The organism is Hyphomicrobium sp. CS1GBMeth3 (assembly GCF_900117455.1).
In the GTDB taxonomy this organism is placed as follows: Bacteria; Pseudomonadota; Alphaproteobacteria; order Rhizobiales; family Hyphomicrobiaceae; genus Hyphomicrobium_C.
In genome coordinates this window covers 744,439-766,230 of sequence record NZ_FPHO01000003.1, presented here as the reverse complement: position 1 = coordinate 766,230, position 21,792 = coordinate 744,439, and the positions used below count along the sequence as shown (strand labels likewise).

The 21,792-nt window shown below is 63.3% G+C and carries 26 protein-coding genes; 23 read left to right on the top strand and 3 right to left on the bottom strand.

Going from position 1 to position 21,792, the window contains the following annotated elements; all coding sequences use genetic code 11:
- Positions 1-15 precede the first annotated feature (15 nt).
- From fliN to CS1GBM3_RS10830, 3 genes are all read left to right on the top strand, one after another.
- On the top strand, positions 16-405 hold the full coding sequence (gene fliN, locus CS1GBM3_RS10840) for a flagellar motor switch protein FliN (RefSeq protein WP_072395296.1): 390 nt from the start codon (positions 16-18) through the stop codon (positions 403-405).
- A 76-nt stretch (positions 406-481) separates the two neighbouring features.
- Positions 482-1,564 carry a flagellar biosynthesis protein FlhB gene (gene flhB, locus CS1GBM3_RS10835; RefSeq protein WP_072395295.1) on the top strand — a complete coding sequence of 361 codons (1,083 nt, stop codon included), beginning with the start codon at positions 482-484 and terminating at the stop codon, positions 1,562-1,564.
- A 10-nt stretch (positions 1,565-1,574) separates the two neighbouring features.
- The gene (locus tag CS1GBM3_RS10830; protein ID WP_072395294.1) at positions 1,575-2,042 is read left to right on the top strand and encodes a hypothetical protein; all 468 of its coding nucleotides are present in this window, start codon (positions 1,575-1,577) and stop codon (positions 2,040-2,042) included.
- Between the two features lie 18 nt (positions 2,043-2,060).
- Here the strand turns inward: CS1GBM3_RS10830 and CS1GBM3_RS10825 are convergent, their stop codons facing one another.
- Complete coding sequence (locus CS1GBM3_RS10825) at positions 2,061-2,306, bottom strand: usg protein (protein WP_072397423.1); 246 nt, start codon at positions 2,304-2,306, stop codon at positions 2,061-2,063.
- 211 nt (positions 2,307-2,517) lie between these two features.
- On the opposite strand from CS1GBM3_RS10825, the gene CS1GBM3_RS10820 reads away from it, so the two are divergent.
- The 19 genes from CS1GBM3_RS10820 to CS1GBM3_RS10730 all read left to right on the top strand — a co-directional run bounded on the left by CS1GBM3_RS10820 (position 2,518) and on the right by CS1GBM3_RS10730 (position 19,790).
- Entirely contained in the window at positions 2,518-3,147 is a 630-nt protein-coding gene (locus tag CS1GBM3_RS10820; protein WP_072395293.1) for a MarC family protein, read from the top strand.
- Positions 3,148-3,346: 199 nt separating this feature from the next.
- The gene (gene flgB / locus CS1GBM3_RS10815; RefSeq protein WP_072395292.1) at positions 3,347-3,727 is read left to right on the top strand and encodes a flagellar basal body rod protein FlgB; all 381 of its coding nucleotides are present in this window, start codon (positions 3,347-3,349) and stop codon (positions 3,725-3,727) included.
- Between the two features lie 3 nt (positions 3,728-3,730).
- Positions 3,731-4,150, top strand: coding sequence for a flagellar basal body rod protein FlgC (gene flgC / locus CS1GBM3_RS10810; protein WP_072395291.1), 420 nt, complete (start codon positions 3,731-3,733; stop codon positions 4,148-4,150).
- Positions 4,150-4,479 carry a flagellar hook-basal body complex protein FliE gene (locus CS1GBM3_RS10805; RefSeq protein ID WP_072395290.1) on the top strand — a complete coding sequence of 110 codons (330 nt, stop codon included), beginning with the start codon at positions 4,150-4,152 and terminating at the stop codon, positions 4,477-4,479. The genes flgC and CS1GBM3_RS10805 overlap by 1 nt, the downstream gene beginning before the upstream one ends.
- Positions 4,480-4,500: 21 nt before the next feature.
- A complete protein-coding gene (gene flgG / locus CS1GBM3_RS10800) occupies positions 4,501-5,289 on the top strand; it encodes a flagellar basal-body rod protein FlgG (protein WP_072395289.1) in 789 nt (262 codons plus the stop codon).
- An 18-nt stretch (positions 5,290-5,307) separates the two neighbouring features.
- Positions 5,308-5,823 carry a flagellar basal body P-ring formation chaperone FlgA gene (flgA, locus tag CS1GBM3_RS10795; protein ID WP_083567435.1) on the top strand — a complete coding sequence of 172 codons (516 nt, stop codon included), beginning with the start codon at positions 5,308-5,310 and terminating at the stop codon, positions 5,821-5,823.
- A complete protein-coding gene (gene flgI, locus CS1GBM3_RS10790) occupies positions 5,820-6,929 on the top strand; it encodes a flagellar basal body P-ring protein FlgI (protein ID WP_072395287.1) in 1,110 nt (369 codons plus the stop codon). Before flgA ends, flgI begins: the two co-directional genes overlap by 4 nt.
- On the top strand, positions 6,926-7,930 hold the full coding sequence (locus tag CS1GBM3_RS10785) for a MotE family protein (protein ID WP_072395285.1): 1,005 nt from the start codon (positions 6,926-6,928) through the stop codon (positions 7,928-7,930). The genes flgI and CS1GBM3_RS10785 overlap by 4 nt, the downstream gene beginning before the upstream one ends.
- On the top strand, positions 7,927-8,688 hold the full coding sequence (flgH, locus tag CS1GBM3_RS10780) for a flagellar basal body L-ring protein FlgH (protein WP_072395283.1): 762 nt from the start codon (positions 7,927-7,929) through the stop codon (positions 8,686-8,688). Before CS1GBM3_RS10785 ends, flgH begins: the two co-directional genes overlap by 4 nt.
- Positions 8,689-8,698: 10 nt before the next feature.
- Complete coding sequence (locus tag CS1GBM3_RS10775) at positions 8,699-9,184, top strand: flagellar basal body-associated FliL family protein (RefSeq protein WP_072395281.1); 486 nt, start codon at positions 8,699-8,701, stop codon at positions 9,182-9,184.
- On the top strand, positions 9,181-9,933 hold the full coding sequence (gene fliP / locus CS1GBM3_RS10770) for a flagellar type III secretion system pore protein FliP (protein WP_072395279.1): 753 nt from the start codon (positions 9,181-9,183) through the stop codon (positions 9,931-9,933). Before CS1GBM3_RS10775 ends, fliP begins: the two co-directional genes overlap by 4 nt.
- Before the next feature lie 236 nt (positions 9,934-10,169).
- Positions 10,170-11,090 carry a flagellin N-terminal helical domain-containing protein gene (locus CS1GBM3_RS10765; protein WP_072395277.1) on the top strand — a complete coding sequence of 307 codons (921 nt, stop codon included), beginning with the start codon at positions 10,170-10,172 and terminating at the stop codon, positions 11,088-11,090.
- A gap of 256 nt (positions 11,091-11,346) precedes the next feature.
- Positions 11,347-12,270 carry a flagellin N-terminal helical domain-containing protein gene (locus CS1GBM3_RS10760; protein WP_072395276.1) on the top strand — a complete coding sequence of 308 codons (924 nt, stop codon included), beginning with the start codon at positions 11,347-11,349 and terminating at the stop codon, positions 12,268-12,270.
- A 173-nt stretch (positions 12,271-12,443) separates the two neighbouring features.
- Positions 12,444-13,391, top strand: a complete 948-nt coding sequence (locus tag CS1GBM3_RS10755; RefSeq protein ID WP_072395274.1) for a flagellin N-terminal helical domain-containing protein — start codon at positions 12,444-12,446, stop codon at positions 13,389-13,391.
- A 178-nt stretch (positions 13,392-13,569) separates the two neighbouring features.
- Positions 13,570-15,249: a flagellar basal-body MS-ring/collar protein FliF gene (gene fliF, locus CS1GBM3_RS10750; RefSeq protein WP_072395272.1), complete on the top strand. Its 1,680-nt coding sequence runs from the start codon at positions 13,570-13,572 to the stop codon at positions 15,247-15,249.
- Positions 15,246-15,851 (top strand): hypothetical protein, encoded by a 606-nt coding sequence (locus tag CS1GBM3_RS10745; protein ID WP_139247882.1) that lies wholly within the window; start codon positions 15,246-15,248, stop codon positions 15,849-15,851. The genes fliF and CS1GBM3_RS10745 overlap by 4 nt, the downstream gene beginning before the upstream one ends.
- Positions 15,848-17,062: a MotB family protein gene (locus CS1GBM3_RS10740; protein ID WP_083567434.1), complete on the top strand. Its 1,215-nt coding sequence runs from the start codon at positions 15,848-15,850 to the stop codon at positions 17,060-17,062. The genes CS1GBM3_RS10745 and CS1GBM3_RS10740 overlap by 4 nt, the downstream gene beginning before the upstream one ends.
- Positions 17,059-18,357 carry a hypothetical protein gene (locus CS1GBM3_RS10735; RefSeq protein ID WP_072395268.1) on the top strand — a complete coding sequence of 433 codons (1,299 nt, stop codon included), beginning with the start codon at positions 17,059-17,061 and terminating at the stop codon, positions 18,355-18,357. Before CS1GBM3_RS10740 ends, CS1GBM3_RS10735 begins: the two co-directional genes overlap by 4 nt.
- Positions 18,354-19,790: a flagellar hook-length control protein FliK gene (locus CS1GBM3_RS10730; protein WP_139247881.1), complete on the top strand. Its 1,437-nt coding sequence runs from the start codon at positions 18,354-18,356 to the stop codon at positions 19,788-19,790. Before CS1GBM3_RS10735 ends, CS1GBM3_RS10730 begins: the two co-directional genes overlap by 4 nt.
- 390 nt (positions 19,791-20,180) lie before the next feature.
- On the opposite strand, the gene CS1GBM3_RS19275 is transcribed toward CS1GBM3_RS10730, so the two are convergent.
- Entirely contained in the window at positions 20,181-20,405 is a 225-nt protein-coding gene (locus CS1GBM3_RS19275; RefSeq protein WP_083567430.1) for a hypothetical protein, read from the bottom strand.
- Between the two features lie 182 nt (positions 20,406-20,587).
- Positions 20,588-20,860, bottom strand: coding sequence for a hypothetical protein (locus CS1GBM3_RS10720; protein WP_072395261.1), 273 nt, complete (start codon positions 20,858-20,860; stop codon positions 20,588-20,590).
- Positions 20,861-20,990: 130 nt separating this feature from the next.
- Here CS1GBM3_RS10720 and CS1GBM3_RS19950 point away from each other — a divergent pair, with 130 nt between their 5' ends.
- Positions 20,991-21,752 carry a lysozyme gene (locus CS1GBM3_RS19950; RefSeq protein ID WP_072395259.1) on the top strand — a complete coding sequence of 254 codons (762 nt, stop codon included), beginning with the start codon at positions 20,991-20,993 and terminating at the stop codon, positions 21,750-21,752.
- Positions 21,753-21,792 lie beyond the last annotated feature (40 nt).

Here is a 21,792-nt window from a genome sequence, read left to right as displayed (position 1 = left end):
CGCAGGGTTACCGCGATGAGCCAAGAAGGTTCCGACATCCGCTCCGCTGCAGCCGGGCTGCAGACCATCGGTGATGGCGTGCAGGAGGACGCATTGGTCGAGGCCGCGGGCAAAGCTGCTGCGGCTCCCGGGCAAAAGCCTCGGCATCTGGAGACGGTGCTGCAGATCCCGGTATCGGTGAAAGTCGTGCTGGGGTCGGCGACGATGCCGGTTGCCAGCGTGCTGAAGCTTGGCCGCGGCGCCGTTGTGCCGCTCGACCGCAAGGTCGGCGAGCCGGTCGATGTGGTGGTGAACGGGCGCGTCATCGCGCGCGGAGAGGTGGTCGTTCTCGACGAGGACAACTCGCGCTTCGGCGTCTCCCTGACAGAAGTTCTGGGCGCTGCCGCTCCGACGCGCGTGGCCTGAGTCGGCGCGGAGCTCAACGGCATTGCATCTTTTCAGCCAGCTCCTCGGTCCGCCCTTCTGATCAGGTCTCATCTCGATGGCAGAGCAGCCAGACAAAGAGAGTAGAACAGAAGAGGCCACCGAGAAAAAAATCCGGGACTCGCTCAACAAGGGGCAAGTCCCGCACTCGCGCGACGCCACCGTGCTGGCGTCGATGACGGCCATTCTGATCGCAGCCGTGTTCATGTTCTCGGACAACGTCGTGCAAATGCGCGCGATGCTCGAGAGCTTCATCGACCGGCCGGAAAGCTTTCTGATTTCCAACGGTGCCGATGCGACAGCGCTGATGTACGCGATCGCGGCGGAAACCGGAAAGTTCCTGGCTCCCTTCATCGTCATTCTTGCTGTCGCCGGTATTGCCGGCGCGGTGTTCCAGCACCAACCGAGTGTGGTTTTTGATCGCATCGAACCGAAGCTCGATCGGATCTCGATCGCCAAGGGCTTCAGCCGCATCTTCGGCATCAAGGGGCAGGTCGAATTCCTGAAGAGCGTGTTCAAGCTCTCGATCGTGGCGGGGGCGGGCTACGTGGCGATGAAGAGCTCCTACACCGACATCTTCAACGCTCTCTTCATGGAACCCACTGCGACGCCTCAGTTGATGCAGAATCTGGGCGTGCGCTTCCTGTCGGCGGTGGTGGCGGCGATGGCGGTTCTTGTCGGGGCGGACCTTGCATGGAGCCGTTTCTCCTGGCGGCGCGACCTGCGTATGACCAAGCAGGAGGTCAAGGATGAGCATAAGCAAGCGGAAGGCGATCCGCTGATCAAGATGCGCTTGAGATCGCTGCAGAGGGACCGTTCGCGGCGCCGCATGATCGCCTCGGTGCCGAAGGCGACGCTCGTTATCGCCAACCCGACGCACTACTCCGTGGCGCTGCGTTACGTGCGCGAGGAAGGTGGCGCCCCCGTAGTTGTGGCTAAGGGTAAAGACCTGATCGCGCTTAAAATACGCTTCATTGCCGAGCAGAATGGAATACCTGTCTACGAGGACCGTTCTCTAGCTAGATCGCTCTACGCAAGCGTCGAGGTGGATAAGATGATTCCACCGGAGTTCTACAAGGCCGTCGCCGGCGTCATCTTGTTCCTCTCCCAGAGGGGCAAGCAGGCGCGGCGGGCCATGTGAGGATCGAGATATGCTGAAGCAAGGCAGAGATTATTCTCGCGAGCGGGAAAAGGCTTTGGCGGAGGGCTTGAGGGACGTTGCTTCGGAGCTGAGGCTCATCGATCCGGCCGATTACATCGCCTATATCCGCACCGAGCAATTCGGAAACCTGCGCAATCTCGTCAACTCGTCGACGGAAATGTTCTTCAAGCCCGGCACGATCACCTTTGGGCTTTCGGGCGAGATCGATGCGCCGTGGGGCAGCGCGCCCTGCATCTCGCTCGACATGGAATTCCATCATCTCAACGTTTCGGCCTACTTCCGCTTGGTGTTGCGATCGCTGCAGGCCGGCATCGAGATTACCTACGTCTCGTTCGATGGTGGCTCGGACGATCCGGACAAGAACACAGCGCGGCTGATCGAGGCGATCGAGGATGCGCGCCTCGTTCCGGTTTCGCGCAAGCGGCGTCCGCACGAAGCGGGCGCGGACGCCGGCTAGCGCGAAGACGCTGCCCGCTCAGTTCAGCCGGTATTCCGCGCCGATGAGGCGCATCTCGCATGGCTTGATCAGGCTGGCGTGTGCGACGAGCACCTGATGCAGCTTGCCTTCCAGATTGCGTGACCAGAAATCGAGAAAGCTCTGCAGCTTGGGAAAGCGCGGGTGAAGATCGTACTCCTGCCAGATGTAGCTCTGCATCAGATGCGGGTGGTCGGGCAGGCGGTAGATGATCTCGGCGGTGGTTAGGCTGTAGCCCGCAAGCATGCGGACGAAATCGGCGTCGGCAGTGCTCAAATGTCGCCTCCGGTCTTGCAATGTTAACTAGAACAGGTTAAGGCGAGCCGCGCGGGATTTCAAATATTATTCATTGATATCATATGCTTAGCAGCACTTTCAGGTGGCTGCTAACAGGGCGGCTAGCAAAGCGGCGCGGCATCTCTCTAGATTGCCCAGTCGGTGATCGGAATCGGGTTCGATGCTGGGTGCTGCGCTTACGAGCTTCACGACGTTCTTCGCCACGATCGGCCCTGTGGAGGCGGCCGTGATCTTCGCGACGCTGACGCCTGGGGTGTCGGGCCTCGAGCGCCGGCGAATCGCCTTCCGCGCCACGGTCATCGCGAGCTCGATCCTCGTTGCGTCAACGCTGGCCGGCGGGCCACTGCTGAAGCAACTCGGCGTTTCCATCGCGGCGCTGCAGACTGCGGGCGGGATCATCCTGCTCGCCATCGCGCTCGACATGGTGTTCGCCAGGCCGACGAGCGCCTTCAAGCTCACGCCGTCGGAAGGGGCGGAGGCACAACACAAGGACGATCTCGCGGTGTTTCCATTGGCGACGCCGCTGCTTGCCGGTCCGGGTGCCATGAGCGCAGGTATTCTCATGGCCGCCAACGCGGACGCCAATCCGCTCGAACTTGTCGCGACAGTCGCGGCGCTGGCCGCGGTGATGGTGCTCACGTTCGGCCTTCTGCTTGCCGCCAACGATCTGACCCGATTCCTCGGGGTGACGGCACAACGCGTCTTGATGCGCGTGTTTGGCATCCTGCTCGCGGCCATCGCGGTGCAGGCCGTGTTCGACGGCATTCGGGGTAGCGGACTGCTGGGGTGAGACGATGCTTGCCGTCGCCCGTTAACACTTTCTGCCGCCGTGTCTTTCTCGCTTCAGCACTTCCCCTTCGGGAGGCCGACCACAAGCTTCGGACAAGATAAGCGCTCTAGAACCAAAGCGAGCTTTTGGCGAGGTCTATGATTCAGTGTCGGGTCTTTGAGACCCGCGCGGTCATGGCCCAGGCGGGACCCGCGCTTCCATGGACCCCATCAACTTCTTCTCGCTGGCGTCGCAGCAGAACCGCTGGCTCTCGGTGCGCCAGTCCGTGGTGGCGCAGAACGTCGCCAACGTGAACACCCCCGGCTACAAGGCGCTCGATGTGGAGCCGTTCGAGGCCGTTCTCAATGCGACGGGCGTCGAGATGCGCAAGACGCAGACGCGCCACTTGAGCCCCGTCAGCGGTGCCGGAAGCGATGAGCAGACGGAAGAGAACGGCAAGTGGCAGCTCGTGCATTCCGGCAACAGCGTCGGCCTCGAAGAGCAGATGCTTAAGTCGAGCGAGGTGGCGGGCGCTTATGCGCGCAACACCGGCGTCATGAAGACCTTCCATCGCATGCTGCTGGCCTCGTCGCGGGGATAACCGATGATTGATCCGATCCGAGTTGCGATCCAGGTGGCGTCCTCGGGGCTCGAGGCCCAGTCGCGGCGCATGCTCGTCGTGTCAGAAAACTTGGCCAACGCCACGACGACTGGCAGTACGCCCGGCGCGCAGCCCTACACGCGCAAAACGGTGAGCTTCGAATCCGTGCTCGATGATGTCTCTGGGGCGAGTCTCGTGAAGGTTGATCGCGTCGACACCGACAAGCGGCCCTATCGCACCGAGTACGATCCCGGGCATCCGGCGGCCGATGCCGACGGCAACGTCAAGATGCCCAATGTCGACATGCTGGTCGAACTCGCGGACATGCGCGAATCCAACCGCTCGTATGAAGCCAACCTTCAGGTCGTGAAGCAGGCGCGGGCGCTGTCTTCGATGACCATCGATCTGCTCAGGAATTCGTGATGCTGGACGGTATCGGCAAGGTTTCACCGTTGGGGGTTGGTGGCGCGCAGGGGCTGGCGCAGCCGGCGCCGGTGGTCTCGACGCCGAATCCGGTTGCGACAGAGCCGTTGCCGACGGACTTCGGAACCGTTCTCGGACGCATGACGCTGGAAGCGATCAGCACGCTCAAGCAGGGCGAAGAGATGGCGGTCGCGGGCGTGCGCGGACAGGCTTCGACGCAGCAAGTGGTGGAAGCCGTGATGGCCTCCGAGCAGACACTCCAGGCCGGCATCGCCATACGCGACAAGGTTGTTTCCGCCTATCTCGAAATCAGCCGCATGACCATCTAGCGGGTAAGCCAGGACAGTTCCATGAGAGCGCTTTCGATTGCTGCGACGGGCATGAACGCGCAGCAGACCAACCTCGAGGTGATCGCGAACAACATCGCGAACATCAACACAACCGGCTTCAAGCGGGCGAGGGCGGAGTTCACGGATCTGCTTTATCAGGCGGAGCGCGCGCTTGGCGCGCCGACGCGCGGCGGTCAGGCGGCCGCGCCGGAAGGCGCCTACGTGGGCCTCGGTGTACGTACGGCTGCGATCCGCAACCTGCATCAGCAGGGTTCGCTCGCGCAGACGACGAACAAGCTCGACCTCGCGCTCAATGGCCGCGGATGGTTTCAGATCACGGGCGCGGACGGCGAGACCTTTTACACGCGCGATGGTGCTTTCAACAAAAACGACCAGGGCGTGATCGTGACGCTCGACGGCTACGAGGTGCAGCCGGCGATGACGGTTCCGCAGGATGCGACCGACATCATCGTCAACGAGACGGGCGAAGTCTACGTCACGATCCCGAACCAGGTCGATCCGCAGCTTCTCGGCCAGATTGCGCTTGCGACGTTCGTAAACGATGCCGGTCTCGAGCCCATGGGCGGCAATCTCTACAAGCAGACCGAGGCCTCGGGAGATCCGGTGACGGGTGTTCCGGGAGACCCCGGCTTCGCGCGCATCCATCAGGGCTATCTCGAAAACTCGAACGTCGATGCCGTGAAGGAGATCACGCAGCTCATCTCGGCGCAGCGCGCCTATGAGATGAACTCGAAGGTCATCCAGACGGTCGATTCCATGTACGGCACGGTTGCCAACAACATGCGGTAACGAGGGGGCGCAAGGCTGATGGCGCGTGGTCTGAAGCCCGCACGGACGAGACTGCCGGGCCGACGCGCGTTCTCGACGCACGTCGGACTCTGCCTTGCGCTGTTTGGCATGGCGCTCGCCGCTTCGGTGATGCCGGCTCTGGCGCGCGATATCGTGCTGCCCGTGCCGCGTGTCACCATCTATCCTGGGAACGTCATCACCGAGGAGATGCTGGTCGACAAGGCCTTCCGTGGCAATGCGTCGAGCGTGCAGGGGATCGCGACGACGCGCGAGATGCTGGTTGGGAAGGTCGCGCGCGGAACGCTGCTGCCGAACGCGCCGGTTCCAGCGGGTGGCGTGCGCGAGGCGCATGCCGTGCAGCAAGGTCAGCCTGCGGTCGTCATCTTCCAGGCCGGTGGATTGCTCATCTCGGCGACGGCTGTCTCGCTTCAAGCCGGCTCTGCCGGCGATGTCATCAGCCTGCGCAACACGGACAGCGGCACAACGATCCGGGGTGTTGTGCAAGCCGACGGCACCGTGCGGGTGGGGCCATGAGAAGCCTTCTCGCAATTGTTCTTGTTATTCTACACGCGTTGCCTGCGGCGGCGGGCGGTGGTGATGCCGTTCGCATCAAGGACATCACGTCCATACAGGGCGTGCGCGCCAACCAGCTCGTCGGCTACGGTCTCGTCGTGGGCCTCAATGGCACCGGCGACAGCCTGCGCAACTCCCCGTTCACCGAGCGGTCGTTCCAGTCGATGCTCGATCAGATGGGCGTCAATATCCGCGACGCCAACTCGCGAACACGCAACATCGCCGCCGTTTTGGTGACTGCGGACCTGCCGCCATTCGCCGGCGCGGGATCACGTATGGATGTCACGGTGTCGTCGCTCGGTGACGCAACATCGCTCGCGGGTGGTTCGCTCGTGATGACGCCGCTCTCCGGGCCAGATCAAGTTATCTATGCCGTGGCCCAAGGGCCGATTGCTGTCAGCGGCTTCCAGGCGCAGGGGCGGGCGGAATCCGTCAGTCAGAACGTTCCTACGACGGGCCGCATTCCGAACGGCGCGCTGGTCGAGCGCGAGGTGGCGGGGGCACTCGACGACGAGCGGACGCTGGTGCTCGAGCTGCGCAATCCGGATTTCGCGACGGCGGTGCATATCACCGACACCATCAATGCCTTTGCGAAGGAGCGTTATGGCCGCCGTGTGGCGCGTGAGCGCGATCTGAGGACGGTGATGCTCGAGCGACCGCACAACATCACGGCGGCGCGTTTTCTTGGCGAGGTCGGACAGCTCTACACCGAGGCCGACAGCCCGGCGCGCGTCGTCATCGACGAGCGCACGGGAACCGTCGTTATCGGCCGCGAGGTGCGGATCGCGACTGTGGCCGTTTCGCACGGCAGCCTGACCGTGCGCATCACGGAAGGTGCCCAAGTTTCGCAGCCGGAGCCGTTCTCCGACGGTGAGACGGTCGTCGTTCCCGAGACCTTCGTGTCGGTCAACCAGGAAGGGGCCAATCTTGCCATCATGGGTGGCACCAATCTCGAGACGCTGGTGCGCGGTCTCAACATGATGGGGCTCAAGCCGATCGGCGTCATCGCCATTCTGCAGGCTATCAAGACGTCAGGCGCGCTGCAGGCGGAGCTTGTCGTGCAATGATGCAATCTGGCGAGCACTTGAAGGTTACGGGTCTCGCGCTTCTTCTGAGCGCGCTCTTTGCTGCTTCGGCTGCGGTCGCGCAGGACTGGACGCCGACGGTGGCGACAGCGCCAGGGGGAACGCTGCAGGAGCCTTTGCCCGGCGCGCTCAATCGTGAGCCGACGCGGATCGATCCCAAGTATTTTCCCGCGCCCGCGGATCAGGCGCCGGTCAAGCGCGCTACGCCACCCAAGGTGATCTCGCCGATCGAGACCGGGGCCATTCCGCAATCCGAGCCGCGCGTGCCGGCTAGAGGTGCGGCCCGGCAGGCGGAGCCGGCTCCGGTTCCGCCGATTGATCTCTCGCCCATCCGTCCGATGCCGCTTCCGGCGATCGCGGCGGGCAAGCGAGCGGCGCCGGTAAACGCCGCGAGCGATCCCGACGCGCCGGCCATTCTGGCGCAAGGTCCTCAGGACGCTGCAGGGACGGTGGAGCCGCTGTTCAAGAAGCCAGGTCCGCTCGATGCTCTGCCGCCGGACGCAAGCGCAGCGCAGCAATACTGCTTCAATACTGCGGACACCGCTGCAGATGCCCGCTTTGCCTGGCAGGCCAAGAAGATCCGCGAGATGGGGGACGAGCTCGACAAGAGGGCCCAGCAACTCGAGGCGAAGACGAACGAGTACAAGCGCTGGCTTGCCCGGCGCGACGAGTTCTCACGCAAGGCTCACGAAAAGCTGGTGGGGTTTTATTCACGTATGCGGCCTGACGCGGCGGCCGTCCAGATCGCGACGCTCGACGAAGAGGTGGCGGCGGCGGTGGTGATGAAGCTCGAGACCAAAGTGGCCAGCCAGATCATGGGTGAAATGGATCCGGAGCGTGCGGCCAAGATCGCGTTGATCATCTCGGGCGCCGGCAAGGTGCCGCGTGACAAGCGTCGCGGGGCGGCTGAGGAAGCCGCTGCCAAGCCGGCGGCTGCCGAACCTGGGGATCAGCTTACGCCCGTGGAAGGATCCGGATCATGATCGAGCGGGCGCGCAAATGGACGCCGGTGCTGTTCGAGGCACCGGCTTTGGCCGTTTCGGTGGCGCTGGTCGCGCTTGTGGCTGGGTGTGCCGTGGATCCGGGTGACATCAACCGGCCGCCGGCGCTGACGGCGGTCGGGTCAGGACTGCTGGCTGACCGCGTTCCGCTGCCGGCCGAGCCTGCACCACAGCCGGCCTATCACGCGGGCAATTCGATCTGGCAGGATGCAAGCGCCGATCTCTTTCGCGATCCGCGCGCCCGCAAGATCGGCGATGTGGTTACGGTCAAGATCTCGATCAAGGACAAGGCGACGCTGGACAACAACTCCAAGCGTTCGCGCGATTCCAAGTCGAAGCTCAATCCCAAGCTTGGCTACGATTTCCAGACCACGGGCGGGCTCGCGCATACGGGCGACCTTTCGATCGACGCGGAAGTCGAGGGCGAGACCTCAACCGACAGCAAGGGAGGGATCACGCGCTCCGAGAAGATCGATCTTCTCATCGCAGCCGTGGTCACGGGTGTGCTGCCAAACGGCAATCTGATCGTCAGCGGTAGCCAGGAAGTGCGCGTCAATTACGAGGTGCGCGAACTCAGCGTGGCCGGCATCGTGCGTCCGCGCGACATCTCGACCGAGAACACCATCGATTACGACAAGGTCGCCGAAGCGCGCATCTCCTACGGCGGCAGGGGCCGGATAAGCGAAGTGCAGCAACCGGCCATCGGTCAGCAGTTGTTCGACCTGTTGACTCCGTTCTGAGGAGCGACCGGTGGCGGCTATCGAGAACAAGAATGGGGGTAAAGGCGGCGGCCTGATCGGTCTCGTCGTCGTGACGCTCGTCGCGCTCGGGTTCGGTGCCGGATTCGGCCTCTTTCTCGCCAGCGAGCCGGATGCGGATGCAAAATCCGAGCAGGCGGAGAACGAGAGCAAGGCCGTCAAAAAGCAAGAAGCGACGATGTCTTCGACGGCAATGCTGGTCGCGATGACGCCCGTGGTGGTCAATCTGGCCGAGCCGCGCGATGCGTGGATCCGCATTGAGGCATCGCTGCTCGTCGACGGGTTGGCGCAAGGCAGCGACATTCTCGCAGCCCAGCTTGCTCAAGATTTCGTGGCTTATCTGCGCACGGCGTCGCTTTCGCAATTCGAAGGCCCGAGCGGCTTTCAGAACTTGCGCGAGGATCTCGTGGATCGGGCCGTCATCCGCGATCGCGAGCATATCAAGGACGTCATCATCCACGGGGTCGTTGTCGAATGAGGCGGCTCGCGCTCCTGTCCTTGCTTCTTTTTCTGGTGGTGATCCCTGGCACGGCGTTGGCGCAAACGCAGGGCCTCAGCCTCGAGGGCCTGCTGCCGACCGGCGAGCAGACGGTGACCGGCCGCATGGTGCAGCTCATCGTGCTGATCACCATGCTCTCGATCGCGCCTGGGCTTTTGATGATGGTCACGTGCTTCACTCGGTTCGTGATCGTGCTGGCGATGCTGCGCGCCGGCCTCGGCCTGCAGACGACGCCCGCGAACATGATCCTGGTCAGTCTGGCGCTGTTCATGACCTTTTATGTCATGGCTCCGACCTTCGATCGGATCTGGCAGAACGGTCTCAAGCCGTTCGCCGAGAACAAGATCAGCGAGGAGGAGGCTTACGCTCAGATCACGCAGCCGTTGCGGGAGTTCATGAGCGCCAACGTGCGGCCGAAGGATCTCGAGCTATTCCAGGACCTCGCCGAGGAGCGCTTCGGCGCGAGGGCGCCGGATGCGGAGGTCGAGTTGCGGGTGCTCATTCCGGCCTTCATGATCTCCGAGCTCAGGCGCGGCTTCGAGATGGGCTTCCTCGTCGTGCTGCCGTTTCTCGTCATTGACCTCATCGTGGCAACGCTGACCATGTCGATGGGCATGATGATGTTGCCGCCAACGGTCATGAGCTTGCCGTTCAAGGTGCTCTTCTTTGTGTTGATCGATGGCTGGAACCTGCTCATCGGCGGGCTTGTGCGATCGTTCCCGACATAAGAACGACCACGTCGGAAGCTGGATGTAGCTACTTCCCGAGGTCGCTCCAGCACTTTGTCACGGATCTGACTATTTTATGGAGGCCAGCAAGGTCCGTTTAACTCGGGATCAATATATCCCGGCTAAAGTCCGCTCCAGTGGCAGATTGAGTTTCGGGGGGAGTATGCCCGAACGCGCTGCCGCGGTGTAGCGGGGCCGACTGTACGGCCATATCGCGTAGCGTAAGGGTAGTACAAATGAGTAGCATCAACACGAACGTCGCGTCCATGACCGCGCTCCAGACGTTGCGGTCCACCAACGCGGAAATGCTTCAGACGCAGAACCGCATTTCTACCGGTCTGCGCGTTGCCAGCGCCTCCGACAATGCCGCCTACTGGTCGATTGCGACCACGATGCGCTCCGATCGTTCCTCGATTTCGACGGTTTCGGACGCTCTCGGCCTCGGCTCGGCCACGGCCGAGATCGCCACGAAGGGCATCGAGAGCGCCATCGAGGTTGCCGGCCAGCTCAAGGACAAGCTACTGGCCGCCCGCACGCCGGGCATCGATCGCGCCAAGATTCAGAGCGAGATCAAAGAGCTTCAGGATTCGCTGCAGAGCATCGTTGATGGCGCAAGCTTCAACGGCCAGAATTGGCTGACGGGCGATAGCGCCGATACGACGACTACTCGCTCTATCGTCTCGTCGTTCACGCGTGGTTCCGACGGCTCGATCTCGATTGGCACGATCACGATCGATCTCGACGATACACGCCTGGTCGATACCAACGGCTCGGCGGCCACCGGTATCCTCAACACGGAGGCCAGCAGTGGTTCGACGTCGTACACGGTTCTCAGCCTCGACATCTCGGCGCTCACCGACTCGACCGACGATCTCGCGGTCATCGAGGACATGATGAAGACGGTCGATACGGCGATCGGCAGCATGACGGACGCTGCAACCTCGCTTGGCGCTATCAAGACCCGCATCGACATTCAGAAAGACTTCGCCGACAGCATGAAGTCTGCCATCGACAAGGGTGTCGGTCAGCTGGTCGATGCGGACATGAACGAAGAATCGACGCGACTGCAGGCGTTGCAGGTGAAGCAGCAGCTTGGCATCCAGGCTCTCAGCATCGCCAACCAGGGCGCTCAGTCGATCCTGTCGCTGTTCCGCTAAGTTTCGAGCGGACTTTCTTCGACGCCAATTTCGAGAGGCCGCGCCCCATCCGGGCGCGGCCGTTCTTGTTTTCCATGCGTGCTTGAAGCTTGCGTGGGGCTTTTGCGAGCCTTGCAAGTAGGTTCCGCCAGCCCGTCTCAGGGCTGATCTGATGATTTTGGAACACAGGTTAACTGTTCGGTAAGCAACACACCCTATTCTCGGCCATGAAAGCCCGACTTGGAGCGGGACAGAGTCGGATAGGGAAATCCTTACAATGGGCAGCAGCATCAACACGAACATCGCGGCAATGACCGCGTTGCAGAGCCTGAATCAAACCAACAAAGAGTTGCTTGTCACTCAGAACCGCGTTTCCACAGGCTACCGTGTTTCGGATGCATCCGACAACGCCGCCTATTGGTCGATCGCGACCACGATGCGCAGTGATCGCTCCTCACTCTCGACGGTGCTCGACGCGCTCGGCCTCGGCTCGGCCACGGCCGAGATCGCTGCGAAGGGCATCGAGAGCGCCATCGAAGTCGCTGGCAAGCTCAAGGACAAGCTTCTTGCAGCCCGCACGCCTGGCGTCGACCGCTCAAAGATCCAGAGCGAGATCAAAGAGCTTCAGTCCTCGTTGCAGAGCATCGTTGATGGCGCAACCTTCAACGGCCAGAACTGGCTCACCGGCGATAGTGCAGACACCACGACCACGCGCACGCTTGTCTCGTCCTTCTCTCGCGCTTCGGACGGTTCGATCGAGATCGGAACGATCACGGTCGACCTCGATGAAACGCGTCTGATCGATACGAACGGTTCGTCGGCTACCGGCATCCTCAATACCGAAGCCTCGAGCGGCTCGACCTCGTATACCATTCTGTCGCTCGACATTTCCTCGCTGACCGACGAAAGCACGGACCTCTCTATCATCGAGGACATGATGAAGACGGTTGATTCGGCGATCGGCAGCATGACGGACGCTGCCACTGCGCTCGGCGCCGTCAAGACCCGCATCGACATCCAGAAGGACTTCGCGAAGAGTCTGATCGACGCCATCGATACCGGTGTGGGCCAACTCGTGGACGCGGACATGAACGAGGAGTCGACGCGGCTTCAGGCGCTGCAGGTCCGTCAGCAGCTCGGCATCCAGGCGCTGGGTATCGCCAACCAGTCGGCTCAGATGATCATGCGGTTGTTCCAGTAAGCCGACCCCACATTCAGCTTCCGAGGAAGCCGCGGGCCCAGCCGGGTTCGCGGCTTCTTCTTTTTTCGGCATGGGCCAGCTCGTTCAGGCATCCGGCTGCGCTTCCCCTCCGGCAATCCCCGCACAAGGTTCGGCATGAACAATGGTTCACGAATCGGTAGAGGGGCGCTGTCATGAGCAGCTTGAACACCAATGTCGCGGCCATGACCGCGCTGCAGACCCTGGCCCAGACCAACAAGGAAATGCTGGTCACGCAGAACCGTGTTTCGACGGGTCTCAAGGTCAGGGACGCATCCGACAACGCCGCCTACTGGTCGATCGCCACGACGATGCGCAGCGACCGTGCGGCGGTTTCTACGGTCGAGGATGCGCTCGGGCTTGGTGCGGCAACGGTCGAGGTTGCCGTCACCGCTCTGAACAGCGCGATCGAGACCATTACCAAGATCAAGGCCAAGCTGGTCGCGGCGCGCGCGCCGGGTCTCGATCGCGGCAAGATCCAGAGCGAGATCGCTGAGCTTCAGGCCGAGCTGCGCAACACAGCGGGCTCGGCGGTGTTCTCGGGCGAGAACTGGCTGCAGGGTGATTCGACCGGTCCTACTGTCAAAACCATCGTCGCCTCGTTCTCGCGTGACAGCAGCGGCAGCATTTCGATCGGGACCATCGAGGTCGACATCGGGCCGTCGGGCTCGATGTTGTTCGACACCTCCGGCAGTGCGTCCGGCATTCTGGACACGGTGGACACTTATACGATCGCAAGTGGCACTGTTTCCTACTCCATTGCCGGTGTCTCGACAGGCATCGATATCAGCTCGCTTACGGACGATCCGACCGATCTTCTAGGCCTCGAAGCCATGGTGGACGGCGTCGATGCCGCGCTCAATACAATGACCGATGCGGCGACGCTGCTTGGCGCGGCCAAGTCGCGAATCAGCTTGCAAAAGGACTTCGTCAACAAGCTCATGGATTCGATCGATGTCGGTATCGGCCAGCTTGTCGACGCGGATATGAACGAGGAGTCGACGCGGCTTCAGGCGCTGCAGGTCCGCCAGCAGCTCGGCGTTCAGGCGCTGGGTATCGCCAACCAGTCCGCGCAGCAGATCCTGAGGCTGTTCCAGGGCTAGCCTGACAGCCCCTCGACGGGGCGGAGGCCACGACATTCGAGACCGCGCCGAGGCGCGGTCTTTTTCTTTTTGGTGCCGAAGGTTGGCTACTCGGAGCCGCGCAATTCCCACGCAAGCTTAAAAGACCAGAATCCTCCCGGCATCATTCCGAAAATGCGTGCAGGCAATTGGGGCGGGAATGCTCGGGCTCGAACAACTGGAGAAACTCTGGAGCAATCTGCTCGCCCTTGGGACGAAGCGGCTGGCCGCGCTCGGTCTCGTCGGATTGGCGGTGTTCGCCTCGGTCGGTTTCGGCAGCTATTACCTGAGCCGCTCCGACTACGACACGCTCTATGCCGGCCTCAACCCGCAGGACGTCAGCCGCATCGGTGCCGTGCTCAAGGACGCCGGCATTGTGTTCGACGTCAACGCGGATGGCACGCGCGTGCTGGTGCGGCGCGAGGAGACAGCGCAGGCGCGCATGTTGCTCGCTGAGAAGGGGCTGCCGTCCAGTTCCAACGCCGGATACGAGCTGTTCGACAAGCTCGGACCGATCGGCCTCACCTCGTTCATGCAGGAGGTGACCCGGGTGCGTGCGATCGAGGGTGAGCTGGCGCGCACCATCCAGGCAATGAAAGGGGTGAAGGCGGCGCGGGTGCATATCGTGCTTCCCGAGACCGGCTCATTCCGGCGCGGCCGTCAGCCCGCCTCTGCATCGGTGTTCATCCGGACCGAGATGGCCGCCGATGCCTCCATGGCACAGGCTATCCGGCACCTGGTTTCCGCTGCTGTCCCTGGACTGACGATCGACGATATCAGCGTTCTCAATGCCGACGGCACCGTGCTGGCGTCGGCGGGCGACGCCAGCTCGACGGCGTCGAGCCGCAAGCTCGATCTCGAGCGGACCGTTAGCAAAGATCTCAGCGAGAATGTGCGCAAGACGCTGTCGCCCTATCTCGGGCTCGACAACTTCGAGGTCAATGTCGCGGCGAACCTCAACATCGACAAGCGGCAGACCAACGAGACGACGTTCGATCCCGATTCCAAGGTCGAGCGGTCTCTGCGGGTAGTCAAGGAAAGCGGCAAGCACGAGAATACGGCCAGCCGCTCGCCTGTCGGCGTCGAACAGAATGTGCCGGACCAGGAAGCGGAGGGGGCCGGTGGCGATCAATCGCGGCGCACCAACGAGAAGCGCGAGGATCTTTCGAACTACGAGCTCAACACCAAGGTCGTCTCGACGACGAGCGAGGGCTATCGCATCGAGGGGCTCACCATCGCGGTGGTGATCAATCGCAAGCGTCTGCTCGAGACGCTCGGCGAATCTGCGACGCCGGAAGCGATCCAGGCCAAGGTGAAGGAAATCGAGCGCCTGGCCAGCACGGCCGTCGGTTTCGATGTCAAGCGCGGCGACCAGATCAGCGTCGAGGCCGTGGAGTTCGCCGAGTCCATGCGACCGGGCGACGGCTTCGATACAGCGAGCCTGATGGGGCCGCTGATCGGGCTCGTCACCGGGCTCGTCAAGGCGCTGACCGTGCTCGGTCTCGTGCTCATCGTAGTGATGTTCGGATTGCGGCCGGTGACGCGCATGCTGATCGAGCAGCGGCAGGACCAGGTGTCCGGTGGTGCTCTCGCGACCGACGAGTCGGCTCTTGCCGAAGAGGGTTCGCTGCTCGCCTCCAGCGACGAGGCCGACCCGTTGGCGCTCGATTCCGCAGCGACCGCCGAACTCCTCGGCATCAAGCGCGAACCCAATCTCATCGAGGATATCACCAACGACGTCATGCGCCTGTCGCAGCGTCGCCTCGAGCAGATGGTGGCTCTCGATGAAGAGCAGGCCGCCAACGTTCTCAAGCAATGGATGCGGGAGCGCGCGGCATGACGGCTCTCCCGGTTTCCTATTATCTGACGGATCTCTCCGGCGAGGCGCAGCGGCGCGGTCGCGGGTTTGCTTCGCTCGGCGCTCAGGACGGCGCCGATGTGGAGCTGCGGATCAGCGAGGCGCACGCGCGCGGCGTTGTGGAAGGGCGCGCAGCGGCGGATGCGGAGCACGATGCGCGGGCGGTGGCAGTTGCGGAGGCCTTCGAGCAGCGGCTTGCGGCCGAGCGGACGCGCTGGGCCGATGAGCACGGAGCCCAGCTGGGCGCGCTAGTCGCGTCCGCCTTCGAGACTATTGAGCAGCGGATCGCCGACAGCGTCAGCGGGATCCTTGGCCCGATTCTTGTCGAGCGCGCACGTGTGCGCGCGACGGACGAGCTGTCGCGCGTGATCAAAGATCTGCTCTCGAAGGGTGAGTACGCCAAGATCGCGATCTCGGGACCGGCCGACCTTCTTGCGGTGCTTGAAGCGCGCCTTGCGAACGGTCATGCTGGACTGTCGTTCGCCGCTACGGATGCGCCCGACGTCACCGTCACCGCGAATGAGACGATCCTCGCGACGCAGATCGGCGCCTGGGCCGCGGCCATCTCGGAGGGTGATCAGTGAGCGCCGACGGAGATATCTCGGCGCCGCACGAGGTCGTCATTGTTCGCCGTCGCGGCAGCGAGGGTGACGATGGGCACCATGGTGGCGCCTGGAAGATTGCCTTTGCCGACTTGATGACGGCGATGATGGCCTTCTTCCTCGTGATGTGGCTGCTCAATGTCTCCGACAAGGAGAAGATCCAGCAGATCGCCACCTATTTCAATCCGCTGAAGCTCAATGCCAAGCGGCCGACCACGAAGGGCGTGGAGGAACAGGAAACGCCGAAGTCGGCTCCGTCCGATGAGGCCACGTCCGATGGAGTGCCGTCGGACAGCAAGATTGATGACAAGATTACGCGCAAGGAGTCGTCGAAGCCGGGCGGCGATGGCGAACTTCCGGAAGGCGCGGAGCGTATCGCTGAAGAAGAGCTTTTCAACGATCCCTATGGCGTTCTGGCGCGCCTTGCGGCCAAAGCTGATGGCCAGTCCGAAGATGCCAACGCTTCGCAGAGCAGCAGCGCACTGCCTAGCGGCGAAGCCTTTACGAATCCATTCGAACCCTTCGCCGGTCAAAGCCAGCTGCAACCTCGGGCGGCGCAGAACCAGCACGAGCAGATGACGCTAGACGAGCCGGGCGCGCATCCCTTGGCTCCGGGGCTTGAGAGGCCACTCGAGGTCGAGGAGGAGCGTGCCGAGGTTGCGCCGCCGGACGCCGTGGCCAAAAAACCGGTGTCGGAGTCCGGTGTGGGTGATGATGCGTCTAATAAGGTCGACCAGCAGATGCGCGCTCTCGAAAGCGCGCTCGCGGAGGCGCTCGCCGGCGTCGCGCCCGACAAGAAGCCCAACCTGGAGGTGAAGCGCGTCGACGAGGGCGTGCTGATCAGCCTGACGGACGACTTCCGCTTTGGCATGTTCGCCAGCGCGTCTGCGGAGCCGCGGCCCGAGATGGTCGTGGTGATGGAGAAGGTAGCGAAGGTGCTCGCCGCACAACATGGCAATGTCATCGTGCGCGGGCACACGGATGCGAGGCCGTTCCGCACCGAGCGCAACAACAATTGGCGCCTGTCGATGGACCGCGCGCAGATGGCCTACTACATGCTCGTGCGCGGCGGCATTCCTGAAAAGCGCTTTGAGAGCATCGAAGGTCGTGCCGATCGGGACCTCAAGGTCCCGCAGGATCCCAACGCGGCCGAGAACAGGCGCATCGAGATCATGCTGAGGCCAAGCACATGACCTCGCGTGTCCTTCAATGGGTGCTCGCCGCATTCGCCGGGTTGGCGCTTTCCGGTGCTGATGCCCGGGCGGAAAAGACGTTCGGGGGCGGCACCGCCTTGATCAACATGGCTGCCGCAGAGGCGCAGCATGGCGATGCGCTTGAGGCCGAGGAAACGGCTCCGGCTGCCGATGAGGGTGCCTCATTGCCGACGGCGCTTTGGCCTGAGGCGGCCGCGGTCGAGACTGATCAGCAGCCCTATGTTCTGATCCGCTCGCTCCGCAAAGTGCAGGACGAGATCGCGGCCGGGAGCGCGGAAGCTCACGATCGTCAGCGGCAGATCATGCGCGATCTCGGGGCGCAGATGACGGCCTTGCCGGTCGCCGTGTGGGACGATGTGCGCAACGTGCGCGCGGCCATTTTCTTCGTTCTGTCGGGTGGCGATCCGGCTGTGCTCAAAGCCATCGTGACACGTCCGCGGACGCCTTATGTCGAACGGCGTGCCTTGCGCGGGGCTCTGGCCTACGGAGAAGGGCGCTCGCTCGATGCGCTCGGCATGCTGCAGAAGCTGGAAGCGCGCAAGCTCGATTCATTGCTCGGCGGCATTGTCGCGCTGATTCAAGGCACGCTGGTCACAAAAAAGGATCCGAAGAAAGCGATTGCATTTCTCGACGAGGCCCGTCTGCTCTCTCCGGGGACGCTGGTCGAGGAAGCGGCGTTGCGGCAGCAGATCCTGTTGCTGGCGCGGGAAGGCGAGCTCGAGCGCTTCGATCTGCTCGCCGAGCAATATTCGCGTCGCTTTCCGAACTCGCTTTTCGCGCGCAGCTTCCGGCGCCAGTTCTTTGCCGGTGTTGCCCGGCAGAACTACAAGCGTGCTTCGGAGTGGATCTCGCGCACTGAGACCGAGCTTCAGAAGGTGCCGCCGACGGAGCGCGTCGGCCTCTATCTTGCGATCGCGGAAGAGGCGACGAAGGGTGGCAACATCGATATCGCCCGCCATGCAGCGGGTAAGGCACGCGAGCTGTCCCGTGCCGACAGCCGGTCGTTGCAGCGCGCGAAGCTCTTCGAAGGCGCTGCGCTGGCTGTGACGAGCGATTTCGCGGAGGGCGTGTCGCTGCTCGACGAGATCGACCCGGAAAAGGTTGCCGAGTCCGATCTCAAGGTTCGCGACGCTGCCCTCTCGGTGGCGGCGGCTGTCGGGCGGTGGCCCGAGGCGCCCGAAACGCTCGAAGAGACGGCGGAGCCCCAGTCGGTCGGGCGTGCGCAGGCGTTGCTGAGCAAGGTCGATTCGCTTCTCAAAGGGGACAAGCAGTGAGTACGGCACAGGCTGTCACATCGGGCGTGTCATCGCCGTCCGCAGGTGCGCGGGCGGCAAACAGCGGTTCTGTCGATCGCGGCGACACGTCGTTTCGCGAAACTCTGGAGACGGCGTCGCGTTCGGGTGATGGGCACACGGGCGATCGCATCGGAGATGAGTCTGCGCGGGAACACAAGGCTGGCAGCGAGCGCGGTGGGTCGGATCGGGATCAAGCTGCAGCCGCCCCACCGGATGCCGTCCGGCAGGATGTTTTAGGCGCGGCTGAACTGGCACACATGCTCGCCGAGCTCGGCGTCACGCCTTTTGCGAGTGGTGCGGAGGCTGCTGCGGCGGCGGGTCAGCGGAGGAGCTTGGGATCTGACACGACGGGTAGCGCGATGGTCGAAGCTGCGCCGTTGTTGCCGGGTGCGGTTCAGGATGAAAATGGATCGCTCGATGCCGAGCAGTTGCGCGCGCTTCTGAAATCCGGGGCAGCAGGATTGCCTGCCGCCGAAGAGGATCCGATCGCGCTCAAGGCAAAGGTCACGCGACAGGAGACGCATCTCGCGCTCGGGCGTGCTTCGTCGACTGCGGTGGATGCTGCGTTCTCCGATGGCGATGCGGTCGGCCTCGCGTCTGTCGCAGCTCAAGCCGCGGAGGACGCGAGCTTGCCGCGGCGCGCTACGCCGGAGACGCAAACGGGCGCTGCCGGGGCGTCGCGAGGCAGCTCGATCGCGGAGGATTGGAGCCGCGGTGCTGCGTTCGCCGAGCCGGGTATCGGTGGACAGGACGGACGCCAGTCCGAGGGACGTGGTTCGTCGGGGGCCGGTGCCCAGCAACAAGGATCGGGCGCCTTCGTTGCAATGGTCGCGGGTAGCATGACGCAGGCTGTCGGCGCCGTGGGCGAAGCGCATGATATGGGCTTCGGTCCAGATCCCGTCAGCGATCAGATTGCGGATCACGTGCACGCCGAACTCAAGGCGGATGGCATTGCGGATGGGGCGTCCGATGGCGCCGTCAAGGTGCTGGAACTCGAGCTCAAGCCGGCCAACCTTGGGGCCGTGACGGTGCGTCTCGCGCTCAAGGACAACGTGATCTCGATTCACATCGAAGCGCAGCGGCTCGATACGCTGGCTGTCATCGAGCGCGAGCGTGAGGCGTTGGCGGGAGCGCTCGCATCGGCGGGCTATTCGGTCGACGGGATCACGGCCGCGCCGCAGAGCGACGTGAACCGACAGGCGGTCTCGCTCGTTGCGCAGGGTGATGCGGGTGCGTCGGCTTCGCAAGGCGGGCCGCAGGGACAGTCCGGGCAGGGCCAGGGGCTTGGCAGCTCATCGGGCGGTCAGGGCCGTCAGAGCGATGCTGGGGCAGGCGCTTACCAGGCGCCGTCCGGCGATAAGGATAACGGCGGCGCCGGCATTCGCAGGGAGGCCGGCGGGATCTATGTTTAAGGCGCTGTTAAGAAGCGTGTCGTGCGTGCGAGCGAGTGATGAGCGTTATCTATCTATCGGCGATCAGACGAGCAGCAAGAGCGATGTCTAGCAGTGGACTTCTCGGGCCTTTCAGGCTCGCTTACGACGAGATCACGAACGCCATTCCGCGCATTGTGCCGGGTGCCTTCGTCCTTGGGCACAAAGGTCCGGATGGCCGCTTTTATGTTCATTATGTGGGCCGTGCCGACGACAATCTCCGGGACACGCTTTTGGAGCGCATCGGGTCCGGCAATCTTTTCAAGTACCGGTGCGTGACGACAGGCGAGGCGGCGTTCCACGCCGAGTGCGAGCTGTTCCACGACTTCCAGCCGCCGGGGAACCGTATGCACCCCGATCGGTCGCCGGGCACTAAGTGGGAATGCCCGAGGTGTCGGTTTTTTCGCCTTCAAGGGCGAGCATAGCCATTACGTCCGTTAGTGCAGCCTGATAGCCGTGGTGCCAGTAGGCCCGCTCCGGCGTGTGCGCATCGAGATGACGCTGGTCGACTTCGGTGTAGGGGGCTTCCTCGTCAAGCCACTCGCGAATGTTGTCGCGACGCTGGCGGAGCAAACCTACCTTGGATGAATCCGACATGTTTAACTGACCCTCGACCCCTGCTTTTCGGTCTGCCGCTTTTTGTGCTGCGGCAGTCTGGTACTTTGTAACCCGAGGGCTGTTGCAGGTGGCTTAGGCCGCAGACGAAAACTTGGCTCAAATTTTATCGAATTTTTTGTGTCGGAATGGGACAGCCTTTGAGAGCCTGTCAACAAATCGGCTCAGTAGACCTCGGGAAGGACGTCTCCGATGCGGCGCATGCGGGCAGCCTTGCCGGGCGCGGTCGAGCTCGCGCGGGAGTGCTTTACGATCTCCTCGGCGATGCGGCGAATCCAGTCGTCGATGGTGGCGTCGGGGTCGTAGCCACGGGCGACGTCGGCGGCAACGGCATTGGCTAGGCTGCGAGCAAGGGCAGCCGCACGGGGCTCTCCCAGAGGTCGGGAGAGCTCGCCGAGAGCGGAGATTCGAGCGCGAAGCCTTGCCGAAAGCTGCATGGTTGCACCAAACGAGGACACTATCCCGATTACGCAACTGACGTGCCAGCTCTGAGAGGGCCGGCGAGCGGCAAGGTTTGCGCAAGGGCGTCGCGTTAACAAGACTGGCCGGAGGCCTTCGATCCCTGCCATGCACAGCTTTTATCTGGACGCGATCCGCAACTTCGAGGGCTATACGCCTCAAGCGAGCTGGGACTATGCTCAGTTCTCGAACGGATATGGCACGCGCGCCCAGTTCGCCGGTGAGGTGATCGACCGCGCCGAGGCGGAGCGGCGCTTCCATGCCGAGGTCTCGTCGGCACGCGCCATCGTCGAAAAGGCGGCGGGACATACGGACGAGGGCACCAAGGCTGCGCTCACGTCTCTCACCTACAACGCTGGCACGGCATGGATCGGCAGCGGGCTCGGCGATGCCGTGCGTCGCGGTGATCTTGATGCCGTGCGCGATATCTTCGTTCAATACAACAAGGCTGGCGGGGAGGTTCTGCAGGGGCTCGTCAGCCGCCGGACGCAGGAAGCCGAGTGGATCGGTAATCCGGACATGATCGCGTCTGCATCGCGCGTGGACGCGGGGGCGGCAACTGGGCTGCCTCCTGTCGTGGCCGAGCGCGACCAGAGTGCGCGCCAGGTGGCCGACCTGATCCGCTCACGGCCGGCTGAGGCTACGCCAGCGCCCGAGTCACTTGTCCAGCGCGGGCCTCGGGTCGAGCGCGCGGCGCTCGCCGGAGCCATGGGCAATGTATCGAGCGACGCCCTGATCGCCTTGATCGGAACGGACGCTCTCGCGCCTGATCGCGTGGCGGACATTGCGCGCCTTGCCCAGCTTGACCGGGGCAGCGAGCTCGCGCGTTCCGGCCAGGAGCGGGCGGACAACGAAACGCAGCGGGTTTGAGGTTCGCCGCCGCGTAATAATCCCAGATCATTGACTGGCG